Here is a 25995-nt window from a genome sequence, read left to right as displayed (position 1 = left end):
TTTCGTCCATACCGGCCCGTCGGGGAGGAATCATCCATGACCATCAGCCTCGCCCAATTGCGGCGGTGCTCGGCCGCCGTCGACCTCGGAGCGGCCCGGACCAGGGTGTATGTGAAGAACCAGGGGCTGGTCGTCGATGAACCGACCGTCGCCGCCATCAACACCCGTACCGGGGCACTGCTGGCCGTCGGCGCCCAGGCCGAGGTGATGGACGGGCGCACCCCCGACTACATCCGGGTGGTGCGCCCGGTCTCCCACGGCACCATCGTCGACATCGACATGGCCCAGCGGCTGCTGCGCACCCTGGTGGGCGACAAGCTGCGCAAGACCTGGCGGCGCCGCCCCACGACACGGGCCGCGGTCTGCCTCCCGTACGGCAGCGAGCCGCTGGCCCAGCGGGCGGCCGTGGAGACGCTGACGGGGCTGGGGGCACGGCGGGTGGAGCTGGTCGACACCCTGGTCGCCGCCGCGGTGGGATCCGGGCTGCCGGTGGAGCAGCCCGAGGCCACCATGATCGTGGTGTGCGGCGCGGGAACCACACAGGTCGCGGTGCTCTCGCTCGGTTCGATCGTGGCGGCGGAGACCGTTCCGGTGGGCGGAAACGCCATCGACCACGCGGTGATCCAGCATCTGCGGTTGCACCACGAGCTGATGCTGGCGGGCCAGGCGGTACGTCCGCTGCAGCTGATCCTCTCCGGCGGCGACGGTCTCACCCCCGGCTCCACCGAGGTGCACGGCCGGGATGTGGTCAGCGGGATGGCGCGCTCCGTGCACGTCGACACCGAGCGGGTCCGGGACGCCATCACCACCCCGCTGACCGCGATCCTCGACGCCATCGGGTCGGTGCTGCGCCGCTGCCCGCCGGATCTGGTGGCGGACCTCGGGGAGCGCGGCATCGTGCTCGCGGGCGGCAGCGCGCTGATCCCCGGACTGGAGCCGATGATCCATCAGGCCACGACCATGCCGGTGCACACCGCTGACCGCCCCGACACCTGTGCCGTCATGGGGCTCGGCGCCATGATCGAGGGCAAGGTGCAACCCCTGCACCTCGATCCGATGGATCCGTAAGGACGCGCACACGCCGGGCCGGGCCGGTCAGCCTGCCGCTCGGGGCGTCACAGACCCTGTCAGCCTGTCGACTCGGGACACCACAGACTCCGGGCGCTACAGGCTCCGGGCGCTACGGGCTCCGGGCACCACAGACCTCGGGTACTACAGACTCAAGGCGCTACAGACTCCGGGCGCTACAGACTCCGGGCGTTCCAGGCGACCATGGCGGGGCGGTCGTGCTCGGTGCCCAGGACACCCACCGCCCCGGTCTCGAACGTGAACAGCCCGCCGGCGCCGGGCGGCAGCCCGAGCCTGCGGGCGGCCAGCACCCGCAGGAAGTGGGCGTGCGCCACCAGCGCCACATCCCCCTCGTCGGCTGCCAGCTGCGGCACGATCCGCGCCAGCACCCGGTCGGCACGCGCCCCGACCTGCTCCGGTGACTCCCCGGGGTGCCCGTCGGGCCCCTCGGGGACACCGTCGGAGAACAGATACCAGCCGGGCCGGCTGCGGTGGATCTCGGCGGTGGCGATGCCCTCGTAGCCGCCGTAGTCCCATTCCCGCAGGTCGGCGTCGGTCTGCGGGCGGGCGAGGCCCGCCAGCTCGGCGGTGCGCAGCGCCCGCTCCATCGGGCTGGCGTACACCTGCCCGATCTTCCGGTCCGACAGCAGCGGCCGCAGTGCGCGGGCCTGCTCCTCACCGACCGCGGTCAGCGGCAGATCGGTCCAGCTGGTGTGCCTGCCGTCCCGACTCCACTCGGTCTCGCCGTGCCGGACCAGAAGGAGGTCGCTCACGAGCCCTGCGCCTGCTGCCCCTGCTCGGCGGCCTCGGCCTGCTCGCCCTGCTGGGCCTCGGTGACCGAGGCACGGACCTCGTCCATGTCCAGCGCGCGGGCCTGGCCGATGACGTCCTCCAGGGCCTCCGCGGGCAGCGCGCCCGGCTGGGCGAAGACCGCGATGTTCTCGCGGACGATCATCACGGTCGGGATGGACTGGATCTGGAGGGCCTGGGCCAGCTCGGGCTGCGCCTCCGTGTCGACCTTGGCGAAGACCAGGTCGTCATGCGTCTCGGACGACTTCTCGAAGACCGGGCCGAACTGCTTGCACGGCCCGCACCACTCGGCCCAGAAGTCGATGAGGACGAAATCGTTGCCGGAGACGATGTCGTCGAAGTTTTCCTTGGTGAGCTCGATGGTGCTCATGCGTGTTTCCCTGCTTCCGGTCTGTCGACGATTGCCAGTCGGTCTCCGGCTGCGGTAACGGGCACAACCCGTGACGTATTCCGCACGCCGGACCGTCCCGCACCCCTGCCCACCGATCGCGTTCCTAGACATCGCAATTCACGTGGCAAACCCCACGCCGCCCACCGGCCTCCGGCACGGCGCCGAGAGCGCCCCCGCCCCCCTTGATTCCGCTCCCGGCGCGCCCCCGGGAAGCGTCGCCCTCCACGTCGCCCTCCGCGTCGCCCTCCGCGTGATCCCCGAAGCGCTCCACGCCACCACCCGGTGAGACACCCCTGGCTCTCGCTGGCTCTCCCCGGCTCTCCCCGGCTCTCGCTGGCCCTTCCTAGCTCTTCGCCTTGGCGTAGTCGGTCGCCATACCGCCTGCGAAGTCGTACAGGATGACCTGTTCGTCCCCCACGACCCAGGCATCGTGACCGGGCGGACAGACGAACACATCGCCGGGGCCCACCTCGGACTCGGCGCCGTCGTTCATCCGCAGACGCATCCGGCCCTGGACCATGTAGCAGTTGTGGTGTACCTCGCAGCTGTCGGTTCCGACGATCGGCCCCACCGACTCCGTCCAGTGCCAGCCGGGCTCGAAGGTGGCCACGGCAAAGTCCAGTCCGGTGAGGTGCAGGGCTTCGAGGTGGCCCCGGGGAAAGTCGCGCCGTTCATCCGGCTTGTCGACCGTCTTGACTTCCATCATGAGGGCTTCCTCCATCCACCCCCCTGGCCATCCGGGCATACCCCCCGGTCCTTCCATGGTGCGCCGCGCCGGAGCACCCGGCCACCGGGTCCGGACCGGGAGGCGCACCGTGGCAGAACCGGCCCGCGCCCTCCCCGGCCGGCCCCTCCCCCGCGATGTCCCCCCGCACCCCGCAACCGGCACCCCGCAGGTACACGAGGTGTCCTTCGCGGCCCCGGGCCGGACGCGCACGGCGAGCAGCCCCCGGCCTGACGAGCACGACAACGGGCACGACAACGGGCACGACAACGGGCACGACCGGCGGGCCCCCGGGAAGGGCTCCGCCACTGCCGCCCGACGGGATGTCGCCGGGGAGGTGCCGTAGCACGCAGTCACCCCCCTGGGGGGCTAGCATCGCGAAAGGACTGCCAAGAACGGAGCATTCTTCTGTGCGTCATCTGCGCGTAGGCGTCGCCATCTTGACCATGGGAAACCGTCCCGCCGAACTGCAGGCGCTGCTGGATTCGGTCGCCAAGCAGGACCTCCCGCCGGCCCACATCGTGGTCATCGGAAACGGCTCGCCGCTCCCCCCGCTGCCGCACGGCGCCGTGGGCATCGAGCTGAGCGACAACCTGGGAGTCTCCGGCGGCCGGAACGTCGCCCTGGACGAGCTGCGCAAGCTCGGGGACCTCGACGTAGTGGTCGATCTGGACGACGACGGCCTGCTGATCAGCCCGGACGTGTTCAGCCGGCTGGCGGAACTGCACGCCCGGGACCCGAAGTTGGGGATCGCGAGCTTCCGCATCGCCGACGAGCGGGGCCGCACCCAGCGTCGGCACGTCCCCCGCCTGCGCGTCGGCGACCCGGCACGCGGCGGTCTGGTCACCACGTTCCTCGGTGGCGGACACTCCCTGTCCGTCCCGATGCTGGACAGAATCGGCGGCTGGCCGGACGAATTCTTCTACGCGCACGAGGAAACCGACCTGGCCTGGCGGGCCCTGGACGACGGCTGGCACATCCGCTACGCACCGGAGCTGGTGCTCCAGCACCCGTACACCTCGCCCACCCGGCACGCCGTCTACCACCGCATGGTCGCCAGAAACCGCGTCTGGCTGGCCAAGCGGCATCTCCCCGCGCTCCTGGTGCCGCTCTACCTCGGCGTATGGGCCGCGCTGACGGCCGTCCGCAGCCGCTCGGCGGCGGGCCTGCGCGCCTGGGCCGCAGGTTTCGCCGAGGGGGTACGGACCCCGTGCGGACGGCGGCGGCCGATGCGCTGGCGCACGGTATGGCGCATGACGAAGCTGGGCCGCCCCCCGGTCATCTAAGGGGCCCTTCCCGGCCCCGCTCAGGGCCCCCGGCACCACTCAGGGCCCCTCCTGGCTCCGCTCAGGGGTCCCCTCCTGGCTCCCTTAGGGCTCGCCCCTTAACGGAGCGTCCCTTAAGGGGTCGCCCCTCCTGCCTCCCCCTCCCTCCGCAGATACGGGTCCGTCACCCCGCCCGGGCAGGCGAGCCGTTCACGGTCCCATCCCGCACGGCGGGCCCCCGCCTGGTACGCGCTCTCGTAGAAACCGAGCACGGCGGCACGGGGATCGGCCGCGGCGCGGGCCTCGTCGTACGGCAGCACCGCCAAGTGGCTGCCGCCGCGGTCGGCCCACTGTGCCGCGGCAGGCTCCAGCGGCTCCTCGGCCAGCCCCGCGGGCTCCGGAGCGGTGTAGGAGTAGAACGCGGGCGCGGCGAAGGAGTCGTCGCCGAACCAGAAGCCGAAGCTGATGACCTCCCGGGAGTACGCCTCACGGGTCACCGAGTCGACCTGCCCGGGCTGGTCGACATGCCGGTCGGAGAACCGGGTGTGGGCGATGTCGAAGGTGTGCCAGAAGTGATGCACCGGGCTGACCTTCCCCGAATAGCCCGCGGCGAACTCCTCCAGTACCGAGGCCACCTGGCTGAGGACCTGCCAGTAGCGGGTGGCCTGCCCGGCGTCGTAGGTCGCATGCTCGGTGTCCTCGGCGAACGGCCGGGCGGCATCGGGCAGGTCGAACGGCCGGGGGATGTCCAGCTCCACCCGGACGCCCAGCGCGGCCAGCGACTCCATGACCGCGCCGTAAAAGGACGCCACGGACTGGCCGACGAGCGGAAAGGAGAACGCCCGGCCGTCCAGCGCCGTGACGACCAGCTGATGACCGACGAAGTCAAAATCGACCGTGAAGACCGGGTTACCGTCGACCTGCCCCATCGGCCGGCTGGTGATTCCGCGTCCGGTGAGGTGGAACGGCACGTTCCACCAGTGATTGCGCCGCGGACCGGCGGCCAGCCGGACCTTCCCCACGATCTGAGCGAAGCGATGCAGCGTCTCTTTGGTGTCCCGCCACTCGGCCAGCGGGATCGGCGGGAACAGCTCCACCGTCATCACCTTCCCCTTCCCGCCCCGCGCTCCTGACGGCCGGGCGGACTGGATGCCCATGATGGCCACGCGAGGGCACAACGGCATGCCGCCTCCCCGCAACACCTCTACACGGACGCACAACACCACCCGGCCAACCCAAAGCCACGACGCTACGCATGCGTCCGGCAGCGACGGCTACGGCTACGGCTACGGCTACGGCTACGGCTACGGCTACGGCTACAACTGGTACCGCGCAGAAGCAGCAATCAAGTGACTCGGAAAGCGACTCAGCCCTACCGTCGCGTCAGAACGCCAGGCCGCCGTTCGGCTCGACCGGACGGAGCCCGTCACTGCGCTCCGGCTGAGGAATGCTGAGGAATGCTGAGGAATATCAGCAGCGGCCCTCCCCGCGTCACCTCACGCACGCCCTTGCCGGCATCAGGCGCGCATACCGCCGTCGACGCGGAGGACCGTACCGGTGACGTAGGAGGAGCGGTCGCTGAGGAGCCAGGCGGCGGCCTGGGCGATCTCGTCCGGATCGGCGGCGCGGCCCAGCGGGGTCAGGGCGTTGAGCTGCTCGATGGTGCCCGGGGACTTCTCCTCCCACTCGTGCAGCATCTCGGTGAGTGTGGTGCCGGGCGCGATGGCGTTGACCCGGATCCCCTCCGGGCCGTAGGTGACGGACGCCGACGCGGTGAGACTGTTGACCGCCCTCTTCGCCGCGCCGTACGCGGGCAGCTGGGGGTTGCCCATCAGGCTGCCGACGCTGGAGGTGTTGACGATGGCCCCGCGCTTCGACGTGGCGCGAATGGCGGCGATCTCGGCGGTCATGGCCAGCCAAGGACCCTTGAGGTTGACGGCGCAGACGTGGTCGAAATCGGCCTCCGACAGCTGATCCATCGGGCCGGGCGGCTGGCCCGTCGCGCCGTTGTTGAAGGCCACGTCGAGCCGGCCGTACAGCTCCACGGCCCGGTCGACGGCGGCCCGGATGCTCGCCGCGTCGGCCAGGTCGCACACCACATGGTCTGCGGTACCGCCGGACGCCCGGATCTCCTCGGTCACCGTCTTGAGCTGGGCCTCCGTGCGGGCCGCGAGGAGCACCCTGGCCCCCTCCCGGGCGAACAGCCGGGCTGAAGCCGCGCCGATGCCGCGGCCGGCGCCGGTGATGAAGGCGACCTTGCCGGCGAGCAGGCCCGAGTTCGTGCTTGACGTGATCGGTGTGTTGTTCATGCCGACGAGCCTGTGTCCGGCCGCCCCGCTCATCCAGGCCCCGGGAGTACCTGGCTGGGACCTCGGCCCCCGCGCACACTGGGCAGGTGAATCGACGAGTACGACGAGAGCTGGGTGACTTCCTGCGCAGCAGACGCGAGCGCATCACCCCCGCAGACGTGGGGTGGCCCGCCGGGCCGCGCCGCCGCACCCCGGGACTGCGCCGCGAGGAGGTGGCGCAGCTGGCCTTCATCTCGACCGAGTACTACACGCGGCTGGAGCAGGCCCGCGCCCTCCATCCCTCCCGCGAGGTGCTGGCCCAACTTGCCCGCGCGCTGCGCCTGTCGGACACCGAGCGCGACCACCTCCACCACCTCGCCGGGGCCCCGCCCCTGCCTCCCCCCGGGCCTTCGCGGGAGGTACGGCAGAGCATCGTCGACCTGCTGCACCGGCTGCCGGGGGCCGCGGCGATCGTGATCTCGGCGACGTACGAGGTCATCGCCTGGAACGGCCTGGCCGCCGCCCTGATGGAGGACTTCTCCGTCCTGTCGCGCCGGGACCGCAATCTCCTCCGACGCGCCTTCCTCGGCCCGTACCGGCACGGCCGACGGCTGTACGGCGTCGCGGACGCGGACGCATTCACCCGGACCTCGGCCCAGCACCTGCGCGCCGCCGCGGCGCGTTACCCCACCGACCCGGAGCTGACCGGTCTGGTCAAGGAACTCCTGGCCGGCAGCGAAGAGTTCGCCCGCATCTGGGCAGCCCATGACGTGACCGCCCGGCCCACCCTCTGCAAGACCTTCGAGCACCCTCTCGTCGGCCCCGTCAGCGTCAACTGCGACATCCTGGACATCACCGACCGCGACCAGCGGGTCATCATCTACACCGCACCCCCCGGCTCCCCCTCGGAAGAGGCACTACAACTGCTGTCCGTCATCGGCACGCAGCGCATGGACGTACCCGGCTGACCTCCCCGGGCTGCCGTCCAGCTCGGGATCCGTCACTGCCTACGGGGCAGCGGATTCCGCTTCCCACGCGCAGAGGCTCCGCCCCGGGCCGGGCGGAGCCTCCGACAAATCCTGCGCCGTGGCGGCCGTCCCATCGGGCCCTACCTGTCGTCGCCCCTGTCCACTCGCCAGAGGCCTGCCACCGACTGGGCGTAGGCGATGCGGTGGTCGAGGTGTTTGCCGTAGACGCGGTAGGTGGGCTCTCCTATCCGTTGCTTCAGTGCCGTGCGTTTCCACAGTCCTCGGGTGGTTTTCCAGACGGTGCGGGTCGGGGGGTCGATGACGATGTCGCCGTCGGTGAGCAAATAGGAGATGAACTCGATAATGATGAGGGGAATGCAGAGCACCGACTTGATGATCGAGCCGATGGAGGCTCCGCGAGCCCGCAGAAGGGGCTGCTTCGGCCGCACGATCTCATGGACGCGGCGCCACTTCTGCTCGGGTGGTGGCAGTCGGAGCTCGGCCAGGACCTGGTGGTCGGGCGTCAGGACCGTGAAAAGTTCGCCCTGTGCGACGAGGACGACGACGGGCTCTGAGGTGTCCTTGGTGCGGTACAGGGTGTAGCGCGGTTCGGTGCCGGGAGGCAGTGCCCAGTTCGGGGGCGTGCCCGTGGCGGCGTAGGCGAATGGTTCGCCCCGAAAAGGTGCGACGACAAATTCGAGAGGGAAGGCGCATTCCCCGGGTTCGCTGTTCGAGGGGTTCCGAGCGTGGAACCAAACCTTCGTGGAGCTGTTCATGATCTTCTCCTAGCCGAACACCGAGCGGACATCGGTGGGTGTGCGGGACTCCTCATCGGGCTGCGCGGCGAGGCGGAAGGCGAAGGTTTCACCGATCTGCCGCAACCATCCGACGTAGCGGGGGAGTTCGGCGAAGCTGGGCGTGGAGAGGGAGAGGACGGCCAGCCACCCGGGCACGGAGGAGGGCACATACAGCTCCACATGGGCGAAGGCGAGCGAGGAGAGGACTGAGTCGCCGTCGAGTTCGGTGGAGTGGAAGGAGAGCACGGCGGGGCCGCACGGAAGGTCCACGTGATGAACGTCCCGGTGCTCCTGAAGTGCCAGTTCTTCCTGGACCGAGGCGGCGACGACGGCGGGTTCCTCCTCGTCGACGCTCTCCACACGGGCGATGAGGTTGGCGGTACTGACCTCCCCGTCCTCCGTTTCGAAGAGCCCCAGCGAGGCGTACATGACCCCGTCGGCCATCAAAGTGTCCGTGAGGTCTGCGTAGACCAGCGCGGTCGCCTCGCGCTGGAACTCGGTGCCCGCCGGCCAGATCTTCTCGGCCAGTTCCCACAGAGCGGCATCAAGGACTTCGGCAGGGAGGTGCAGCGGGAGTTCGTGAAAGATGTCGGGTGTCTCGAACTCGATCGACACCTCGGGGTTCAGGCCACTCATCACAGCCTCCCGGCGGCGGGCGTACCCGGAGAGGTGAGGGCGGTGTGGGCATCGATCGCGATGCCCGGCACCTGCTGGGCAACCTGCGGGCCCCTGCTCCACCACGATATGGGGTCGATGGAGCCGTCGGCGCGGAGGGCGGCGCCCAGGGAGTCCTTCACCGCTGTCGGAGTGAAACGACTCTCCATGGCCTTGGTCAGGCCCTTGCTGAGGCCCGCCTCCTTGATACTTGCGCCCACGGTGTCCTGTACGTGGCTGGTCCATGCGAGCTTGGCGCGATCGCCGAAGCTCAAGCCCTTGGCGGAGAATTTTTCGGTCCCCTCCACGATGGGGCGGCGCAGCAGGTTGGTTCCGCTCAGTCTTTCCCCCGTGAAGCCCGCGTTCTTGAGTGCTTCGATCTTCTTCACCTTGTCGATGGACTTGACCGCCTGTCCCTCGATGCGGGTCACCTTCATACCGACCTTCACCCCCTTCGTTGCCGCCGCGCCGAACTTCCCGACCGGGAGCACCCCGAGACCGTCGCCGACCAGGTCCATCACGCCCACGTCCGCCCCACCGAGCTTTGCCGCGCCGTGCGCGGCCAGCGCTCCCAGGGACATTGCGCCGCCGGCGAGCGCGAGGGCGCCGGAGAGCGGCGGGCACCAGAGCGTGAGGAGGGAGGCGACGCCGAGGATGCTGGAGGCGATGCTGAGCGCGTCGCCGATCGACTTGAGAAGGTCGGCGTGCTTGGTGCACCAGTTCTGGATGTTGTGGCCGATGCGGGTGAAAGCATCGCCGAGGCCCTCCCAGAATCCGGGGTCGGGAGCGCCTTCGGTGGCCTTGCGGATGCGGTCGGCTATGCCACGCGCCTCATCCTGGTGGTCGCCGAGGAGATCCTCCGCCTTCTTGATGATGGACTCCAGCTCGGCCGTCGCGGAGTCCAGTCGCTTCTGGGTGAGGTCGAGCGCGTTGTTCGCCTTGTCCAGGCGGTCGTTCGCCGCGTCGATCTTCGCCTGAGCGGAGTCCAGTTCCGCCTTGCTGGTGTAGTACTGCCCGGCGAGACTCAGGGCAGGATCGGAAGCGGCCCTGTTGTAGGCGGCCTCCGCGCGGCCGTGCTCCGCAGTGCGGGTTTTCTGCTCATTCTTGGCCGCGGCGGCGTCCGCCTCGTACTGGCGGCCCTTGTGCTGGTACGACGCCAGCGCGGTGTGCCAGGACTTGAGCTGGGTGGCGGCGTCGCGCATGGCGTCGCGACTGTCGCTCACGTACTTCGGCAGGTCTCCGACCTGTCCCGCAAAGGCGCGGGCAGCCTCGCCCTCCCACACTCCGGCTCCCCTGCCGAGGCGGTGCAGGACGGAGTGAGCCGAGCTCAGGGAACGCATCGCGGTATCGAGTTTGCCGGTGAGGTCGTCGACACTCTCCAGGTGGCCGGGAGCGGGGTTGAAGCCGAGCGCGGGGAAGTTCTGATTACTCATGAGACACCTGCCGAAGTGATCGCGGAAAGGAGCTGTGCGCCGAAGGAACGGCGAGAAGAGCGTGCGCGGCAGGGCTACTTGGAACCCTTGTGGAAGGCGTCGCGCAGGGCGTGTTCGACCGCCTCGTAGTTGCTCTTCGTCTGCTTCAGCTTCTCCTCGATGGCCTGGGTGCCGTCGGCGATCTTCTTGATGGCGTTGTCCCAGCTGTCGTGGAACTCGTCGCAGGCGTTGTCGAGTGTCTCCGCGCCGGTGCTCTTCGGCCCCACGTCCTTCAGGGCGCCGAGCGCCTTGCGCATGTTCTCCTGGCTGTCGTGCAGGTCTTTCAACAGACGACCGAGATCGTCAGCTTCGACCTTGAAGTACCCGCCCATGTATCCCCCGGACCCCGATTACAGTTCGTCAAAGGATTGTAAAGCGGCGAGTGGAGGTGCAAGGCACAAGGGCCAGGCCCCCGACCCGGCGGGCGTCGCGGGAGATAGTGGTCCCCGCGCAGGCGGGGTTGGCCCCGCGATTGTGGCGGCGGTCAGCAGCCAGGCGGGGTGGTCCCCGCGCAGGCGGGGTTGGCCCCCACGACGGCTGGGTGGACGGCAAGAAGGGCAAGTGGTCCCCGCACATGCGGGGTGGTCCCCAGTCCACCGCGCCAGCCTTGTCCAGCGCATCGTGGTCCCTGCTACCTCCCGGAGAAGCGGAGGCGTCGGCGCTCCTCCCCGCAGTCGCGGGGTTGGTCCCATGGACCAGCGGTCGTACGGCTTGTGGTTGACCTTGTACGACGCCCCGGGCGCCGCTCACGGCGAAATCGCGTCGCGGTAGCGGTCGAACACCGCATCCCGCTCCCGCTCCCAGGTCCAGTCCGGCTCCCGACGGCGGAACTCGGTAACGGCCAGCTCGAAGAATTGGCCGGACGGCTTCTTGCTGGATCCATTGACCACCAGTGCCGACAGCATCGGCTCGGGACCAGGGTCCCCTCCCCCAGGGGGGGCTCGCCGTCTCCGCACGGGCGGAGACGGCGGCAGGCGCTACAGGGAAGCGGAAACCGATGCACCTGGTGACTCGTCTTGGGGAGCGGGGGCGAGCGGATGGGAAGCCAGGTGGAGCGGGCGGACAGCGGTGTGACGTCGACGGTGAAGGCAGCAGTGGGCCGGTGCGCGCAGCGCCGGGCTGGGCGGTGGGTTCCGGGCAAAGGCGCGAAGGGGGGTGGGAGGGGGCGGTCGGTCTGGACGCGGGGGCGGGTGCTCGCAGCGTTCGCGGTGCTGACGGCCGGGCTGCTGGCGTTCCACGGGGCAGTGCCCAACTCCGCCGGGCGCCTGGGCAGTTTGCTGGAAGCGTTCCTGCCTTGGCTTGGCCTGGTGGTCGTGGCGCTGCTCGGCCTGGCCTTGCTGCGCCGTTCCGCCACCGCGCTGGTGGCCCTGCTGCTGCCGACGGCGGCCTGGACGTATCTCTTCGGCGGGCTGCTCCTGCCCGGGGCGAAGTCGGGCCTGCACGACGTGGTCGTGGTGCAGCACAACGTCAGCGACGAGAACCGCGACCCGGCGGGCACGGCCCGCGCCCTGGCGGACGCCGAGCCCGACCTCATCGCGCTGGAGGAGCTGGTGCCCCTGGCGCTGCCGGCTTACGAGAAGACTCTCGCCCCGGAGTACCCGTACCACACGGTCCAGGGCACTGTCGGACTGTGGTCGAAGCATCCGCTCACGGGTGCTCGCCTGGTGGACATCAAACCCCGTGGGATCACGGAGACCTGGAGTCGCGGGCTGCGGACCGTGGTCCACACGCCGGACGGCGACATCGCGGTGTACGTCGCACACCTGCCCTCGATCCGCGTCGGGGCGAGCGGCCTCGCATCCTCCTGGCGCGATGAAAGCGCTGACCTGCTGGGCAAGGCCGTCGCCACCGAGAAGCTGAGCAAGGTGATCCTGCTGGGCGACCTCAACAGCACGGTCGACGACCGTGGGCTGGCCCCGCTGACCTCACGGATGAACGTGGCAGAGCAGGGTTTTGCCTTCAGCTTCCCTGCCGCCTTCCCGGTGGCCCGAATCGACCAGATCATGGCCCGTTCAGCGGCCGTCGGCCACATCCGCACCTTGCCCCCACCGGCAGCGACCATCTGCCGGTCGCCGCCCGGATCGCACTGCGCTGAACCGTCTCGGCCGTCAGCGAGCAGGCCATCCGCCGGACACTGCGAATCAGAGGTCCGCCGCCCCAGAGAGGCCCGGCGCCGCTTCACCCAGGGCACCGTTGAGCGTTCTCAGCGCGGCGATCACCGCGTCGGCGTCCGCGTCGGGCAGTGCGGGGAGCAGCTGCCGCAGAGTCGGTTCAGCGTCCCGGCTCCTGGCCTCCCGGGCCTGCGTACGGGCATGGTCGGCGATCGTGGCGACAGTGCGGCGCCGGTCGGCCGGGACGGCGGTCACGTCGTCGGCGCGGAGTGGGGTCTGCTCGACGAAGAACCGGCGACCTCGACCAAGGCTGGTAGCAACTGACCTCTGACGGGCGATCCTCCCCCTTGTCAGGCGGCTTTGACCACCCGGTTCAGGTTGCTCGTCCGTTCCGAGCTAGTCGCGGCCGCTGGTGGTCCCCGAGCGCCGTCGCCGGTTCTTCTTCTCGGAGCGACGCACCACCTCGCTCGCGGCGAGCGTCACGCTCGCCACACCGCGGACCCAACGGGGCCCGCCGCGCTCCGCCCACACCACACATACACACCCGCCGATGGCGAGGACCAAGACGCCGAGCAGCACCAGATTGATCATGATCTCCACCCCTGTTCGTTCGTACGACCCTGCCGATTGTCTCAAGCCCAGGGAAGAGCCGGGATGTGCCAGAAACCACTGGTTGATTGAGTGTGTCCAAGCCGCGGCCGGCTGACGGTCGCTTGACCTGTACCGAGGTCCAGGGGCGAGGCTTGAGGCATGAGTGAGGCAGCTGAGCTGTTGGGTATCGCGGAGGTCTCGGCGTGGATCGGTCTGGCGCCCGACACGTTGCGGTACTTCGAACGTCAGGGGGTCGTACCGTCTCCACGGCGCGACAGTGCGGGGCGTCGTCAATACACGACGGCCGACGTCGACCTGATCCGCATGCTGGTTCATCTCCGTGAGACGGGGATGCCACTGGCCGACATCGCGCAGTTCACAGGCGCCGACGACAAGGTGGCCGATCCGGCCAGGCTCCGAGTGGAGTTGCTGACGGCTCATCGCCGTCGCGTTCACGAGAGGCGCGAGGAGCTGGACCGTGCGCTCGATGTGATCACTCGGAAGATCGCGGACTTCAATGATCGGATCACGAGTTCGGTGGACCTTCTCGACCGGCCAGACTGCACGATTGCCTTCGGTGTCCAGGGTGAGGGGCCACTGCTGTTCCTCGTCGGTGCGCCGGCTGGGCGGGCCGGTTTCGCAGCGCTGGCGCACGAGCTTGCAGGCCGGTTCACCGTCGTCACCCACGATCCGCGCGGTATCGGTGCCAGCCGAGCGGTCCCAGGGATGGCTGCGCCCACGCCCGAGGTCCTTGCTGAGGATCTTGCTGCGCTTGTCGACAGGTTCACCGGAGGGCCCGCCCTGTTTGTCGGTACCAGTGGTGGTGCCGTGACGCTGCTGGAGCTGGGCAAGCAGCATCCTGACGTGGTCGGCCGGGCCGTCTTGCATGAGCCGCCCCTTGTGTCCCTCCTGGATGACGCAGACCTGGCGGGCCGAGCCGCAGCAGCGTTCGAAGCCGCGGAGGCTGATCCTCAGCGGGCAGTGCAGGAATTCTTTGACCTCAGCGGCGCTGCCCACCACACAGGACCAGATCAGACGCCTCCCGCCCATATGGCGCTACCCGAGCTGCCGGTCGAGGAACTCGACAAGAACCGCTACTTCCTGGGGCGGATGGCCGGCCCCACGGTCTTCTACGTCCCCGACATCGAGGCCACCCGTCGCGTTTCGGTGACGCTGTGCGCCGGCTCCCTGAGCCATCACCAGATGGCGCGCCGGGCGACCCAAGCACTCGCTGAGCTTCTGGGGCTACCTCTGATCGACATGCCCGGCAACCACCTCGGCGCAAGCGCCGAGCCGGCAGAGTTCGCCCATGTCCTCGGGCCCCTGCTCGAACCCTGAGCACCACCCACTGGCCCCTCCTGGGCCGAACGGCCCAGGAGGGGCCTTGCCGTGTCGCACCGCAACGCCGCACTGACTCCGCGCCACCACCTGGAGGTCGCACGACTCGTCGTCGAGGACGGGTGGCCGATCAGCGAGGTTGCCGCTCGGTTCCAGGTTTCCAGGCCTACCGTGAAGCGGTGGGCCGACCGCTATCTCGCCGGCGAGCCATGCACGACCGCTCGTCACGTCCGAAGACGTCGCCGAGCAAGACGAGCAAGGCGGTAACGAAGCGGTGCGTCAGCCTGTGAACTCGCTTACGGGAAGGCCCGATTCAGCTCGCCACCCGGCTTGGGACCGCGCCGTCGACCGTGCAGCGCATCCTTGCCGCTGCACGACTCAACCGGCTGTCGCATGTCGACCGCGCGACCGGTGAGCCGATCCGCCGCTACGAACACCCGCACCCAGGGTCGCTCGTGCACGTCGACGTGAACAAGCTCGGGCCCGCCACAAAGACCCAGGAAGCCCCTCGGGGTACTCCGGGGGCCGGCCTTTGAGACCGCCGTTTCCGGGATGGTTGCTCGATCCTTCCGCGCCGCCCTCGCCGCCGTTACCCGGGGTGATGGTCTGCTCGGTGCCCATGCACATGCTTCCCAGTGCGGCACCGCCCGCTCCTCCGGAACTGCCGAAGCCGCTCCTCCAGGTTCCGGACGCATCGCCGCCACTCCCCTGGTGGCCGTGCCCGGCGACGGCCAGAGGCAGGAAGCCGATCACGGGGTCCGGGACGCCGACGTAGCTGCTGAATCCGTCCCCGCCGGAGGCACCGTCGTTGTTCTTACCGCTTCCGCCCTGGCCTCCCGCGCCACCGCGGCCGACCGCGAGGCTGATCTGCGAGCCGCCGGCGACGGAGACGAGGCACGACACTGCGGCGGCGCCGCCGCCTTCACCGCCCCCGCCGCCGCTCAGGTGCCCGTCGTTGTTGCCCCCACCCCCGCCGCCGCGTGCTCCGCCCAGCGCCGTGATGCGGATCTGGCTGACGCCCTGCGGCACGGTGAAGGTGTGGTCGCCGGGTGAGGCAAACATGAGGAGACGAGGCTCCCCTTCACCGTGCCCTCAGGCATGTCCTGAATGCGGTCAGTCCGGTGGGTGCGCAGGGTCGGGGTTCTGCCGGCGGGTTGCTTCGGTGGCGAGTTCGACGCGTGAGGTCATTTCCAACTTGTGGAAGATGTTGGACACATGTGTGCTGACGGTGCGCCGTGAGATGTTCATGCGGGTGGCGATCTCGGGGTTGGAGTGCCCGTCGGCGACATGGCCGGCGATGAGGCGTTCGGTGTTCGTGAGGGACTCCCAGCCCCGGCGGGCCTTGCTGTGTGGTCTTCGGGTGCCTCGGTGGACTGCGAGGTCGCGTAGGCGAGATGTGGCACGGGCAGCATCCCAGTGAGCGTCCAGGCGGGCGTAGATTTCCAGCGCCTGATCGAGGAGGGCACGGGCCTGGGCCGGTAGCCCGCGGTGGGCGAGGAGTTCGGCGGCGTCGGCGAGGGCATGTGCCTCGCTCAGTGGTCTGGGGGCTTCGTGATAGCAGCGAGCCGCTTCCACGAGCAGGTCGGGGTCCCGGTTCAGCAGTCCCTGGCACCGGTAGGCGTCACCGAGGTGGTATGGCGCACCGCTGTGTTCGGCTCGCTCCTGAGCGGCGTGGGCGTAGCGTTGTGCGTGGGTGGAGTCGGCGTGGGCCAGGGCGAGTCGGACGAGGTCGGGCGTGAGGAAGCAGAGGGTCAGTTGGCCGGGCAGGTGGCCGATGCCTCGGTCGAATGCCGTCGCGAGCCGGGTGTAGGCGCGCTCGGCATTGTCCCGGGCCTCGTCCATGAGGGCACCGGCGCACAGCGGCAGGTACTCGCTGAGCCAGGCGAGGGTTCCACTCTCGGAGGCCGCCGCCTCGGTGGTCAGGTGGGCTGCGGCGGTGCTCTGCCGGCCGCGGTGCAGCGCGATCAGTGCTGCCAGCGCCCGCAGGGCTCGGCTCATCGCGGCATGTTCGCCGGGGTCGAGCCCGGCCTCGATGTCGGTCAGGGCATCGTCCCAGCGGCCGGTGTTGAACGCGAGGATGGCGCAGGAGAGGTGGTACCAGGGCCGGAAGATGCCTCCGGTGCGTTCGGTTTCCGTGCGTACGGCTGCGAGCGTGCGCTGCGCATCGCCTGTGCGGTCGAGGCCGGTGTAGTGGTTGGCCAGGGAGAGTTGCAGCCAGATCCGTTGCGCCGGATGGCCCGTTTCCGGTAGGACCCGCGTTGCCTGCCGGGCCAGTTCCAGCGCTTCGGAGCCCGGCGCCTCGAGGAAGCGCTTGGCGGCCAGGACGTGCAGGGCACTGGCCAGGGCCAGGCCGTCGCCGGCCTCCTCGGCTGCGCAGCGGCTGGCCTGCGCGACAGCTCCGGCCTCAGTCAGCTTGCCCAGGGCGAACAGGCACAGGGCGCCGAACGCCCGGAACCGGGTGGCCTCGGCCACCGGCAGGTCCGCGCTGCCCCCCGCGGCGCGGGCCTCGGTGAGTGCCAGGTCGGGCCGGCCACCCGCGAAGGCGGCATGGACGATGGTCCAGCGCAGAGCGAGTTCCGCCCTGGGGTCAGGGGTCCTGGCCAGCGCGCACCGGGCAGTCTCCTCCGCCTCGGCCAGGCGACCGCAGGAGAGCTGGGCGAGGGCACGGTGCAGTTGGAGACGCCCGTAGTGGGCGTCGTCGGGGTCGGCGAGCGTCAGGGCCTTGTCGATCAGCTGAAGAGCCATGACGGGGGCGCGGGCGGTGAGTCGCGCCGCGGATGCCACCAGCCACGGCATGAGGAACCCTCCGGCCGCCGGGGCGGCATCGAGCAGATGCTCGGCGACCTGTTCGGGTGCCGCGCCCGCGCCCGCCAGGGCCTGCGCCGTCCGCAGGTGCAGCATGGCGCGGGTCGAGCCCGGCACCGCGTCGTACAGGACATTCCGTATGAGGTCATGGCGGAAGACCAGCCGATCACCGGCCTCCCGCAGCACCCCGGCCGACTCGGCCTCCGCGACGATACCGAGCAGCTCGTGCGTCGGCCGCTCCAAGACCGCCGCGAGATGAGTGACCGTGCAGTCGGCCTGCATCACCGAGGCGACGCGCAGCGCCTCCAGCACCTCCTCGCGCAGGTACCGCAACCGGTGCGTGATCAGTGTGGTCAGCGACGGCGGGGGGCAGCCGACGGAGACATCCGCGATCCCGTCGTGTACCTCGATCGCCTCCTCACGCAGCAGGGCAGCAGCCAGCTCCCCGGCGTACAACGGGTTTCCTGCCGTCCCCTCGGCCATGCGCCGTAGCCGCGGACCGGGCGCGCCCCCACACACGCCGGCCAGCAGGGCCGACACAGCGGGCGGGCTCAGCGGCTCCAGCTTCAGCACCGTGCCGTTGCCAAAGGCAAGACTCTGGCAGAGCCGTTCGATCTCCCCGCCGGTCACCGGCCGAAAAGCCCCGACAACCAGCAGCGGCAGTTGGTGCACCGACCGCATCAGCCGGTGCACCACCACCAGACTCGCCGGGTCGGCCCACTGCAGGTCATCGAGAATCAGCGCCAAGGGCCCCTGCGCACACAAGTCATCGACCAGTCCCAGCATCGCCTCGACGCCGACGAAGTCCACTTCACCCGTCGAGCCCGTCGAGCCCGTCGCGCCCATCGAGCCCGGCATCCCATACCGTGCCTCGCCGCGCAGGATCTCGGCCACCCGGTCCCGGGAGGCGTCGGTGGACGCTGCATCCACTCCCAGACAGGCCGAGATCAAGGCAAACGGAAGCTGCCGTTCCAGCTCCTGGGCCGCCATGTGCAGCGTCCGCATCCCCAGCGACTCCGCACTCGCCGCAGCCAGCTCCAACAGGGCCGTTTTGCCCAAGCCGGCCTCACCGACAACGAACGCCGCCTGGCCGGCCCCCGCCACCGAGGATGCCGTCAGCCAGGCCAGCACCGCCGTCTCGGTCTCACGGCCGACAAGGCGTCCCGAGAACTGCTCCATGCCCTCACCTCTGCGCGCGGACCTCTACGGCCCCAGGACAACGTTCACCCCATACACCGCCCGCGGTCGATGGGGTCGTCACAGCCATTCACAGCTCCAGGCCGAACCAGACTGCTTTGTCTCTCCCGTAGACGCAGCTACCCATTCGTTGGTTTACCTGCCGGGCATGTACGGCTGCCTGGTTCACCACGCAGAATTCCACCCCCACCGCCGGTCACTGATCGTTTCCGGCCCGGCCGGAGACGGTGCTGTCTCACGCAGCCGATAACCGCCATGGCACTCCGCGTGAACGAGCGGCGACAATAACGAATCTTCTTCCCCCTGCCCTTTATGATGCGCATCCTTCCGGGAGTCAGCCCCTGTTCTCGGATGCTCCTCCGAACGGAACGTGATCCATCACGTGACGCAAGAATCTGCGATGCGCAGCATTCCTCGCCCTCTCGCACCGTCGGGTTGGCGGCGCTCAGGGGCAACATCGGGATGGCCGTGCTGGGAACGTTCACCGAGCAGCAGCCGGCGCACACCGCTCACAGAAGCCCGGTCCACCTGCTGGCGGGGCTTGCCCGGGCACACAAACTCGCCCCCGAGACGAACATCATGATCTCCGGCTCGCCCCGGGCGCGGTTCCGCCTCAGGCACCGGCCCTCTCCGGCACTTCCTCGATCGGGCGACCGGCATGGAGATGAGTGCGGCGGCAGTTCGGCATACCAACGAACCGGTGCGGACGCTGGTCGAGTTCACGCTCGGGCCGGAACACCGTCGTGGTAACGGAGCTCTGCACAGCGGGGCCCGGACAACGAAAACGGCCCGCAAGAGACCCCGCTCGGTTCACATGAAACGTCGAGATTGGCATGTGTGACGCAGCCTTCGAAGATCACACTGCCTCCGGACCGCTGGGACCGTTCTCTACGTCAACTGACGGATGTATCGCCCCCCACGTCGGCCTACGTTTACGCCGACATCACAAGCCGGGAAGCGGGCAAATGCCCGGCACGCCTTCCACACTCCGGGAGTAGCACCCGCCCCCTTCCCCCGAACCCAATGACGTTGTCGCCACGTGCACCTTCCTCCATCGGCTATCCAGCAGATTGGCAACCGGACCGCTCATGCGCGGTGCCCGGTCGCCAATCGCGGGATGACGGGGAGACGGCCTGGTGGTGAACCTGAGTCGGATAGGGCGATTCCTCAAGGGGACACAGCCCAACACCCATACGACGTTCTGCGCCTCCAGATCGACCGTCAACATCTACCGCCGGTGAGGCCGAATCAGATGTCAGTGAACGTCTCCGTTGCCGCACGACTCCGCCTTCGACCACGCCGTTGGCTGACTGTCCGACGACGGGCCCCCCTTCCAAGAAAGACAAGGAGAATCTGTGAATCCCACACTGCTCCACAGACGCACTCACCCTGCAGCTCGGCTGATCGCTACCTTCCTGGCGGCCTGCTGCGTCGCCCTAGGTGTCACCGTGTCCCCGCTCGGCAGCGGCGTCGCGCATGCAGCCGACTGCACAGACAAAATCTCGGAGTGCATGGTGATCGCTCCGAAAAATGACGTATCCAAAAGGATGAACGTACAGGGAAGCGGTACAGGCAACGGCGACAAGGTCATCACGTACGCGTCCCAAGGCGGAAATAACGGACCTGCCCCAAATGAGCAGTGGCACCTCTCGGCAAATAAAGACGGCACCGCTCAGATCGTCAACAACAACAGCAAGAAGTGTGTCGATCTCTCCAGCCCCACCACGTGGGGGGTCGAAAGTTACTATCTTGCCTATCAGTGGGATTGCGGAAACACTGATGGGCAGAAGTTCTACACTGAACCCACAGGCGACTCGAAAAATATGATCAGGCTGCGGCAAGCGTCGAGTAGCAAGTGCTTGACGTTCGTTCCTAACGATGGGAACGGGGGTATTCAACTCAAAGACTGCGCCAGTGACGATAACCAAGTCTGGGCTACCGACGTTCAGGACAATAGCCTCCGCGAGTTGGCGGCTACGTACGCGGTAGGAAAGTGCGGCACTGACTCGGCCAACTGCGATATCGACGGTGCGTCGGCCACTTACGCCAGGGGCAACCCTGTCTGTGTGGCGTACTTCCACAACGGGGACGACGCACCAACTCCACCACTGGTCCACACGATAACTGAGACGGTCGCTGACGCCAAGATGACCGGACAACAGACCACAGTTGGGGGAACCGCAGGCGTTAGCGCCACCTTTGCCAGCGCCACATTCAAGGCCGAGTTCAACAAGTCCTGGCAGACTTCAGTCCAGGACACCAAAACCAACACGACCGCCGGTGGCACCACCTACTCCACAGCACCGGTAAAGCCGCACCACTACGCCTATATTCTGGCCACCCCCATGACCAAGACCTACACGGGGAAGTTCACGTTCAACCCCAAGAAGTGGAACGAATGGACTTACAACGCCGGCAGCCCGATCACCGTCCCTGTTCCCGCAGACGACCAGGGCAACGCCACCCTCATCGATGCTGGCTCCGCACCCGACTCCGACCCCAAGAACGACTGCGGCGGACAGCCGCGGACCTTTACCGGCAGCGGCGGCAGCACGGATGTTCCGCCCGGCACGGAGCCGGCGACTCCGGTCAGCTAGAACTGAGCCCCTCATAGGTCCACGGGGATGACCGCTCGGCAGCGGTGGACGACCGATGCATCGACGATGTCGTCTGGCAAGCCCAGGCGGAGGACCTGCAACTGAACAAGAACGCGGTCTCCAGCAACGGCTGACAAGCGGTTGCTGGAGACCGCGCGCGTCGGCGAGATGACCGACCTCGGCCATGAGTAACACTCCAACTACTGATCGTTTCAGAATGGAGGCATCACCAGCGGGTGACGGGCAGACTCTCTGGACAGCTTGGCCGAGCGCCCCGTGATCTTGTTTCTGATGTCCTGTGGGAACGTATAGCGCCTCCCCTCCCACCACGTCCCGTGCAACAGACCCGACACCTGGGACGCTTGCCCGCTGGACCGGGTGGCGCTGGGGGGATCGTCTGACGTCGGCTGCGGGACCGGAACCAGGGCGCGTCTGAACCCGGCTAACTCGGGGCCATCCCCGCGGGAGCGGGGAGCAGTCTTCGTGACCTACATCGTTACGCGCGCACGGGCGGGACCCACTTTCACCAACTCCGGCAGTCACCACATTGACGCCTCTCCGGCCCGGTTAGACGGTGCAGCCGCCATCGGCCAGGTCATTCCCGTTGGCGCGACGCCCCACCGAATTGCCGTACTTCTCGGGCAGGTGCACCCACTGCGACCCGGTCCTGGAACTTCCAGGCGATCGCGTCGATCACCTCACGATGATTGCGCCACCGACCGACCCGCTTCGGAGTCCGGTCCGGGAGCACCGGCTCGATCCGCGCCCACTGCGCGTCAGCCAACGGCACACCCGGATCAATGCTCCGATGATCAGAACGAAACGGTCCGGGCAGCCGTCGCAGCCGCCACACCAGTACGTCGCTGACCGACCTGGCGGTTCCAGCTCCCGTTCGTTCGGCGGCCTCGGCCAGGAGCCGCTGCAGCGTCGTGTCCCATGCTTTCGGCGTCCGCGAGCGTGGTTGCCAGGGCATACCAGCCGGGCTCGGCCAAGATCCGCTCGGCCAGCTTCGGCACTGCTGCATACAGCACCGACGTCTGCCGCTGTCGCAGGAGACGGCGCAGGCGCCTGCCACGCGGGTAGAGCCCGCCGAGGGGTTGTGCAACGGCGGCCTGGTCGGTGGAGCGCAGGTGTTCGGCGGCCTGGCGGGCGGCGTTGGCCTGCTGCGCGTGTCCCAGCTTTCCGCTCCTTGTAGAGGTCGGCGTCGTGGGTGAGGGCCGGCCGCCCCCGGAGCCCTTCATCTTCCGGTTGGCTGCCTGGTCCTTCTTCTCCGGGATCACAGCCTTGATACCGCGTCCGTGCAGATGGGCCCGGTTGCCACGGGATGAGCAGGCCTTATCTGCGGCCACTGCGTCCGGTCGGGTGCGGGGGCGGCCGACGGGGCCGCGGACCCTATCTTCCCCAGCACGGGGATGAACTGCGGGCTGTCCGCGGCCTGGCCCGCAGTCAGGACGAACGCCAGCGGGCGGCACTTGCGGTTGGCGGCAAGATGGACCTTGCTGGTCTGCCCGCCTCTGGAGCGTCCGAGGAGAGCGGCCTCCAGCCGCAGTTTTCGCCGACGCCGGATGCGTCGCCGCTCCTCTCGCTCGGAGTCAGCTTCTGCGTCCCGCCCGCTTTGTTCTTCGAGGGGTCACGTTCCTTGCGCCCCTCGACGTGCGTACTCGGCAGCGAGTTCGGCGCGCGATGAAAGATTCAACTTGGTGAGGATGTTTGATACATGGCTCTGGACAGTGCGCCGAGAGATGAAGAGGCGCACCGCGATATCCGGGTTGGAATAACCCTGCGCAACGTGTGCGGTCACCTTGAGTTGGGCTTCGGTTAGACCACTCCAGCCGTGAGAAGGACGTGAGTGGCGCCGGTGGCCGCACCGTACACCAAGGGCCCGCAACCGCGCCTCGTCGCGGCGGGCGACCCAGGTGGCGTCCAACTCGGCGTAAATGTTCAGGCTCCGCCTGATGAGGTCGCGTGCTTCGGTTTTGCTTCCGGCATGCGCGAGCAACTCGGCGGCATCGGAATAGGACTGTCCTTGGCTCAACGGTCTCGGTGACCTTCCGTAGAATTCGGCGGCTTTGAGAAGCCGGTCCGGGGCGCTTTCCAGGAGCCCTCGGCAGCGGTGGGCGTCTCCCAAGTGATGAGGCGCCCCGCTGGTCTCGGCGATTGCTTCGATGCCTAGCGTGGCATGTCGGGCGTAGTCGATGTTGCCGCGAAGCAGAGCCAGTCGCACCAGATCGGGAGCGAGGAATGACACGAGCGGGTGCCCTCGGCTAGCTCCCGAATCCGCCTCCGATGCCGCAAAGAGTACTTCGAAGGCCTGTTCTGTAGCCCCTTGTGCCTCGTAGTCAAGTGCCGCGGCCAGCAAAGGTATGTGCTCGTAGAATGGGGCAATGGTTTCTGTGTCGGCATCTTCTCGGGACGCGGCCAGATGCATTGCAGCCTTTGGGGTTTGACCTCGGTGGATGGTGATGAGTGCGGCCAGGCCTCGTAGTGCCCGGGACATTCTGAAGTGCTCTCCCGGTTCAAGTCCGGCTTGGATCTCTGCCATGGCATCGTCCCATCGGCCGGTATTGAAGTACAGCAAAGCCTCCGAAAGGTGGTACCAGGGTAGAAAGAACCCACCATGCTGTTCTGCCGACTTGCGCCCGGCGCGCAACGTCTGTCCTGCGTTTTCGGTGCGGTCACTTTCGATGTAGGAGTTGCCCAGGGAGAGTTGGAGAGCCAGTCGCGGGCAGGAATGGAGTGTCTCTGGAATGATCCGCAACGCCTCCTGTAGAAGGTCTATCGCCCCGTCGTAGTGAGATTCGAGGATTCGCGTGGCGGCCAAGGTCTGCAGGGCGTAGGCTCTCGTGATGCCGTCGTTTGATTCGTTGCCGGCCGTTGACAGAGCCGCTTCCGCGACGACTTCTGCCTTTTCCAATTCACCCAGGGAAACGAGGCAGACCGATGCGAAGGCGTGGAACCTGGATGCCTCGATCGCGGAGATCCCGACTGATGAGGAACGGGCTTGCTCTGTAACGCGCATCGCGAGGTCGGGGCGTCCGCGAAGGAAGTGGGACTGAGCCAGGATCCAGTACAGGGCGGATTCCATCGCTGGCTCGTTGTTATGGGCCAGGGCATGACGGGCCTGCTGCTCGGCTTCCATTGCGCGGCCGGAACACAGCAGTGCGACGGTGAGATGTAGCCGCAGTTGGTTGCATCTCCCATCCTGAGGACCAGCGATTCGCAAGCCCTCTTCGAGTAGCCGTACCGCCAACTGAGGCGCACGGCCGGTGAGTTGGGCCGCTGATTGGGTGACCCAGGACACCAGCCAGGCGCCGTCGGCAGATGCCCCGTCGAGCAGATGCTCGGCGATCTGCTCGACGGGGGACCCAGCCGACGCCAATGCCCGACTCGCTTCAAGGTGAACTTTGACGCGCACCGAGAGTGGCTGGGCGTCGCACAGAACGCGACGGATAAGATCATGTCGGAAAGTAAGATGCTCGCCCGAGTCCACGAGGACTCCGGCGTCGATGGCCTCCATGACGTTTTCGAGTGTGCCGCTTACGCTCCTGCCGAGCACCGCTGTCAGGGTCGCGACAGAGAAGCAGGAACCCAAGACGGAAGCCACTCGCAGTGCGTTCAAAGCGTCAGTGGAAATGAAGCTTAAACGGTGCAGTATCGCGTCTGCCAGCGAAGCGGGTGCTTGGGCTGTATTGACCTCTGCCACTCCGGCATCGAAAGTGATTGCCGAGTCTCTTGAAAGCGCATTGATAAATTCCGTTATATACAAAGGGTTTCCGGCCGCTTCGGCGACAAGAGCTTGAAGCCTTGGGCCTGGCTGCCCCCCAACAAGTTCAGTTACCAGGGTGGAGACACCCGTCGGCGCCAGCGGTCCCAAGAGAATCGGTGTGTTTCTCCTACTGCTGAGACTGAGACGCAATTGAATGAGCTCCGGGACTTTGGGCACGGTGCGATAGGAAGCGATGATCAGGAGCGGCAGTTGGGACAGCGACCTAGCCAGCCGGTGCAGCACGAGCAAGCTCGCGGAGTCGGCCCAGTGGAGGTCGTCCAAAATCATCAAGAGCGGCCCCGCCGCACAGAGTTCGTCAACAAGGGCGAGCAGGGCTTCGACGGTTGCGAAGTCCACCATGGCCGGTCCGGCCAGCGCCCCTGCTGTACCGAATCGGCCCGTGCCGCACATGATCTCGGCGACGCGTACTCGCCGCGGATCCGTCGACGTCCGTTCCACATCAAGGCAGCCCGATATCGCCGAGAACGGCAAACACCGCTCCAGCTCTTCGGCAGATCCCCTCGCGATCTGCATCCCCAGCTGCTCGGCACGTTGCGCAGCAACTGTGAGGAGAGTGGTCTTGCCGATTCCTGGCTCGCCCGTCACGATCAGGGCCTGACCGTCGCCGCCGGCGGCGGCTTCCAAGAGCCGGGATATCTGTTCCAGTTGCGGGGAACGTCCAACGCAGATATTTGAGTGTGGGGGGATCACGATTCCGTCACCTGCTCAATGGAAGTGTTTTGTTGTGAGCAATGGGCGCGTGGGGGGCCCGGCAGAATGCGATGGTGCAATGCAGGCGATGCCATGCCAATACCTTGGATTCCAAGGCGATAGGCTGGGGGCCCTACTCCATCAAGAGGCGTGATGCTAGCACGGTGACTAAATCAACGGGACGCCGGTGGTGGACTGGGGTTGTTGATATTTATGTCAATGCTGAGCTCCGGCAGGAGAATGGTCGGCCTTCGTTTTTGAAGCGGCGGAAGATTCCGTGACTAAGGCACTGAGACCGGAAGCCTTTTATCTGAGAACCGATACGAGGAGCGTGGAGGTCGACCGCCCGGAGGGGCGACTCGACCGACGGGCGTTGAGGTTCCGCCGGTTGGCGGATACCGGTGGGAGCCGCGCGGCGTGTCGTCGGCCACCACGTTACAGA

22 protein-coding genes and 3 pseudogenes are annotated in these 25995 nt (G+C 67.8%); 10 read left to right on the top strand and 15 right to left on the bottom strand.

Annotated elements, in window-relative coordinates:
• Positions 1-36: 36 nt before the first annotated feature.
• Positions 37-1068: a rod shape-determining protein gene (locus ACF088_RS19740; protein WP_392377052.1), complete on the top strand. Its 1032-nt coding sequence runs from the start codon at positions 37-39 to the stop codon at positions 1066-1068.
• A gap of 176 nt (positions 1069-1244) precedes the next feature.
• Here the strand turns inward: ACF088_RS19740 and ACF088_RS19735 are convergent, their stop codons facing one another.
• The 3 genes from ACF088_RS19735 to ACF088_RS19725 form a co-directional block, all read right to left on the bottom strand.
• Positions 1245-1841 carry a histidine phosphatase family protein gene (locus ACF088_RS19735; RefSeq protein WP_392377051.1) on the bottom strand — a complete coding sequence of 199 codons (597 nt, stop codon included), beginning with the start codon at positions 1839-1841 and terminating at the stop codon, positions 1245-1247.
• Complete coding sequence (trxA, locus tag ACF088_RS19730; RefSeq protein ID WP_392377050.1) at positions 1838-2248, bottom strand: thioredoxin; 411 nt, start codon at positions 2246-2248, stop codon at positions 1838-1840. The genes ACF088_RS19735 and trxA overlap by 4 nt, the downstream gene beginning before the upstream one ends.
• 364 nt (positions 2249-2612) lie before the next feature.
• Positions 2613-2975, bottom strand: a complete 363-nt coding sequence (locus tag ACF088_RS19725) for a cupin domain-containing protein (protein WP_392377049.1) — start codon at positions 2973-2975, stop codon at positions 2613-2615.
• 109 nt (positions 2976-3084) lie between these two features.
• Here ACF088_RS19725 and ACF088_RS19720 point away from each other — a divergent pair, with 109 nt between their 5' ends.
• Together ACF088_RS19720 and ACF088_RS19715 are read left to right on the top strand one after the other, a co-directional pair.
• On the top strand, positions 3085-3339 hold the full coding sequence (locus ACF088_RS19720) for a hypothetical protein (protein WP_392377048.1): 255 nt from the start codon (positions 3085-3087) through the stop codon (positions 3337-3339).
• Between the two features lie 64 nt (positions 3340-3403).
• Complete coding sequence (locus ACF088_RS19715; RefSeq protein WP_392377047.1) at positions 3404-4279, top strand: glycosyltransferase family 2 protein; 876 nt, start codon at positions 3404-3406, stop codon at positions 4277-4279.
• A 113-nt stretch (positions 4280-4392) separates the two neighbouring features.
• On the opposite strand, the gene ACF088_RS19710 is transcribed toward ACF088_RS19715, so the two are convergent.
• Complete coding sequence (locus tag ACF088_RS19710; RefSeq protein WP_392377170.1) at positions 4393-5355, bottom strand: DUF5996 family protein; 963 nt, start codon at positions 5353-5355, stop codon at positions 4393-4395.
• 58 nt (positions 5356-5413) lie between these two features.
• Between ACF088_RS19710 and ACF088_RS19705 the strand changes: the two genes are divergently transcribed.
• Positions 5414-5611, top strand: a complete 198-nt coding sequence (locus tag ACF088_RS19705; protein ID WP_392377046.1) for a hypothetical protein — start codon at positions 5414-5416, stop codon at positions 5609-5611.
• A gap of 164 nt (positions 5612-5775) precedes the next feature.
• Here the strand turns inward: ACF088_RS19705 and ACF088_RS19700 are convergent, their stop codons facing one another.
• On the bottom strand, positions 5776-6567 hold the full coding sequence (locus tag ACF088_RS19700) for an SDR family NAD(P)-dependent oxidoreductase (RefSeq protein ID WP_392377045.1): 792 nt from the start codon (positions 6565-6567) through the stop codon (positions 5776-5778).
• Positions 6568-6653: 86 nt separating this feature from the next.
• On the opposite strand from ACF088_RS19700, the gene ACF088_RS19695 reads away from it, so the two are divergent.
• On the top strand, positions 6654-7514 hold the full coding sequence (locus tag ACF088_RS19695) for a helix-turn-helix transcriptional regulator (RefSeq protein WP_392377044.1): 861 nt from the start codon (positions 6654-6656) through the stop codon (positions 7512-7514).
• Positions 7515-7654: 140 nt separating this feature from the next.
• On the opposite strand, the gene ACF088_RS19690 is transcribed toward ACF088_RS19695, so the two are convergent.
• From ACF088_RS19690 to ACF088_RS19670, 5 genes are all read right to left on the bottom strand, one after another.
• Positions 7655-8290 (bottom strand): hypothetical protein, encoded by a 636-nt coding sequence (locus ACF088_RS19690; protein ID WP_392377043.1) that lies wholly within the window; start codon positions 8288-8290, stop codon positions 7655-7657.
• A gap of 9 nt (positions 8291-8299) precedes the next feature.
• A complete protein-coding gene (locus ACF088_RS19685; RefSeq protein ID WP_392377042.1) occupies positions 8300-8947 on the bottom strand; it encodes a hypothetical protein in 648 nt (215 codons plus the stop codon).
• Positions 8947-10398, bottom strand: coding sequence for a putative T7SS-secreted protein (locus ACF088_RS19680; protein WP_392377041.1), 1452 nt, complete (start codon positions 10396-10398; stop codon positions 8947-8949). The genes ACF088_RS19685 and ACF088_RS19680 overlap by 1 nt, the downstream gene beginning before the upstream one ends.
• 74 nt (positions 10399-10472) lie before the next feature.
• Positions 10473-10769 (bottom strand): hypothetical protein, encoded by a 297-nt coding sequence (locus ACF088_RS19675; protein ID WP_392377040.1) that lies wholly within the window; start codon positions 10767-10769, stop codon positions 10473-10475.
• Positions 10770-11183: 414 nt separating this feature from the next.
• Positions 11184-11342, bottom strand: a complete 159-nt coding sequence (locus ACF088_RS19670) for a hypothetical protein (RefSeq protein WP_392377039.1) — start codon at positions 11340-11342, stop codon at positions 11184-11186.
• 285 nt (positions 11343-11627) lie between these two features.
• Between ACF088_RS19670 and ACF088_RS19665 the strand changes: the two are divergent.
• Positions 11628-12532 (top strand): annotated as a pseudogene (locus ACF088_RS19665) (endonuclease/exonuclease/phosphatase family protein).
• Between the two features lie 46 nt (positions 12533-12578).
• Here ACF088_RS19665 and ACF088_RS19660 read toward each other — a convergent pair.
• Both ACF088_RS19660 and ACF088_RS19655 read right to left on the bottom strand, forming a co-directional pair.
• The gene (locus ACF088_RS19660) at positions 12579-12803 is read right to left on the bottom strand and encodes a hypothetical protein (protein ID WP_392377038.1); all 225 of its coding nucleotides are present in this window, start codon (positions 12801-12803) and stop codon (positions 12579-12581) included.
• A 141-nt stretch (positions 12804-12944) separates the two neighbouring features.
• Complete coding sequence (locus ACF088_RS19655) at positions 12945-13139, bottom strand: hypothetical protein (protein WP_392377037.1); 195 nt, start codon at positions 13137-13139, stop codon at positions 12945-12947.
• 159 nt (positions 13140-13298) lie between these two features.
• Here ACF088_RS19655 and ACF088_RS19650 point away from each other — a divergent pair, with 159 nt between their 5' ends.
• The 3 genes and pseudogenes from ACF088_RS19650 to ACF088_RS19640 all read left to right on the top strand — a co-directional run bounded on the left by ACF088_RS19650 (position 13299) and on the right by ACF088_RS19640 (position 15530).
• Positions 13299-14477, top strand: a complete 1179-nt coding sequence (locus tag ACF088_RS19650) for an alpha/beta fold hydrolase (protein ID WP_392377036.1) — start codon at positions 13299-13301, stop codon at positions 14475-14477.
• A gap of 51 nt (positions 14478-14528) precedes the next feature.
• Positions 14529-14959, top strand: a pseudogene (locus ACF088_RS19645) (helix-turn-helix domain-containing protein); the annotation flags it as partial.
• Positions 14960-15029: 70 nt separating this feature from the next.
• A complete protein-coding gene (locus ACF088_RS19640) occupies positions 15030-15530 on the top strand; it encodes a hypothetical protein (protein WP_392377035.1) in 501 nt (166 codons plus the stop codon).
• 60 nt (positions 15531-15590) lie between these two features.
• Here the strand turns inward: ACF088_RS19640 and ACF088_RS19635 are convergent, their stop codons facing one another.
• Positions 15591-18461: an ATP-binding protein gene (locus tag ACF088_RS19635; RefSeq protein WP_392377034.1), complete on the bottom strand. Its 2871-nt coding sequence runs from the start codon at positions 18459-18461 to the stop codon at positions 15591-15593.
• 1373 nt (positions 18462-19834) lie between these two features.
• On the opposite strand from ACF088_RS19635, the gene ACF088_RS19630 reads away from it, so the two are divergent.
• Complete coding sequence (locus tag ACF088_RS19630; protein ID WP_392377033.1) at positions 19835-21076, top strand: RICIN domain-containing protein; 1242 nt, start codon at positions 19835-19837, stop codon at positions 21074-21076.
• Positions 21077-22243: 1167 nt separating this feature from the next.
• Here the strand turns inward: ACF088_RS19630 and ACF088_RS19625 are convergent.
• Both ACF088_RS19625 and ACF088_RS19620 read right to left on the bottom strand, forming a co-directional pair.
• Positions 22244-22693: pseudogene (locus ACF088_RS19625) on the bottom strand (transposase); the annotation flags it as partial.
• A 13-nt stretch (positions 22694-22706) separates the two neighbouring features.
• Positions 22707-25553, bottom strand: coding sequence for an ATP-binding protein (locus ACF088_RS19620; RefSeq protein ID WP_392377032.1), 2847 nt, complete (start codon positions 25551-25553; stop codon positions 22707-22709).
• Between the last annotated feature and the right edge of the window lie 442 nt (positions 25554-25995).

Source organism: Streptomyces sp. NPDC015125 (assembly GCF_043080045.1).
GTDB lineage: Bacteria > Actinomycetota > Actinomycetes > Streptomycetales > Streptomycetaceae > Streptomyces.
Note: the sequence above shows the minus strand (reverse complement) of the source record. Positions and strands in the feature narration are given on the sequence as shown.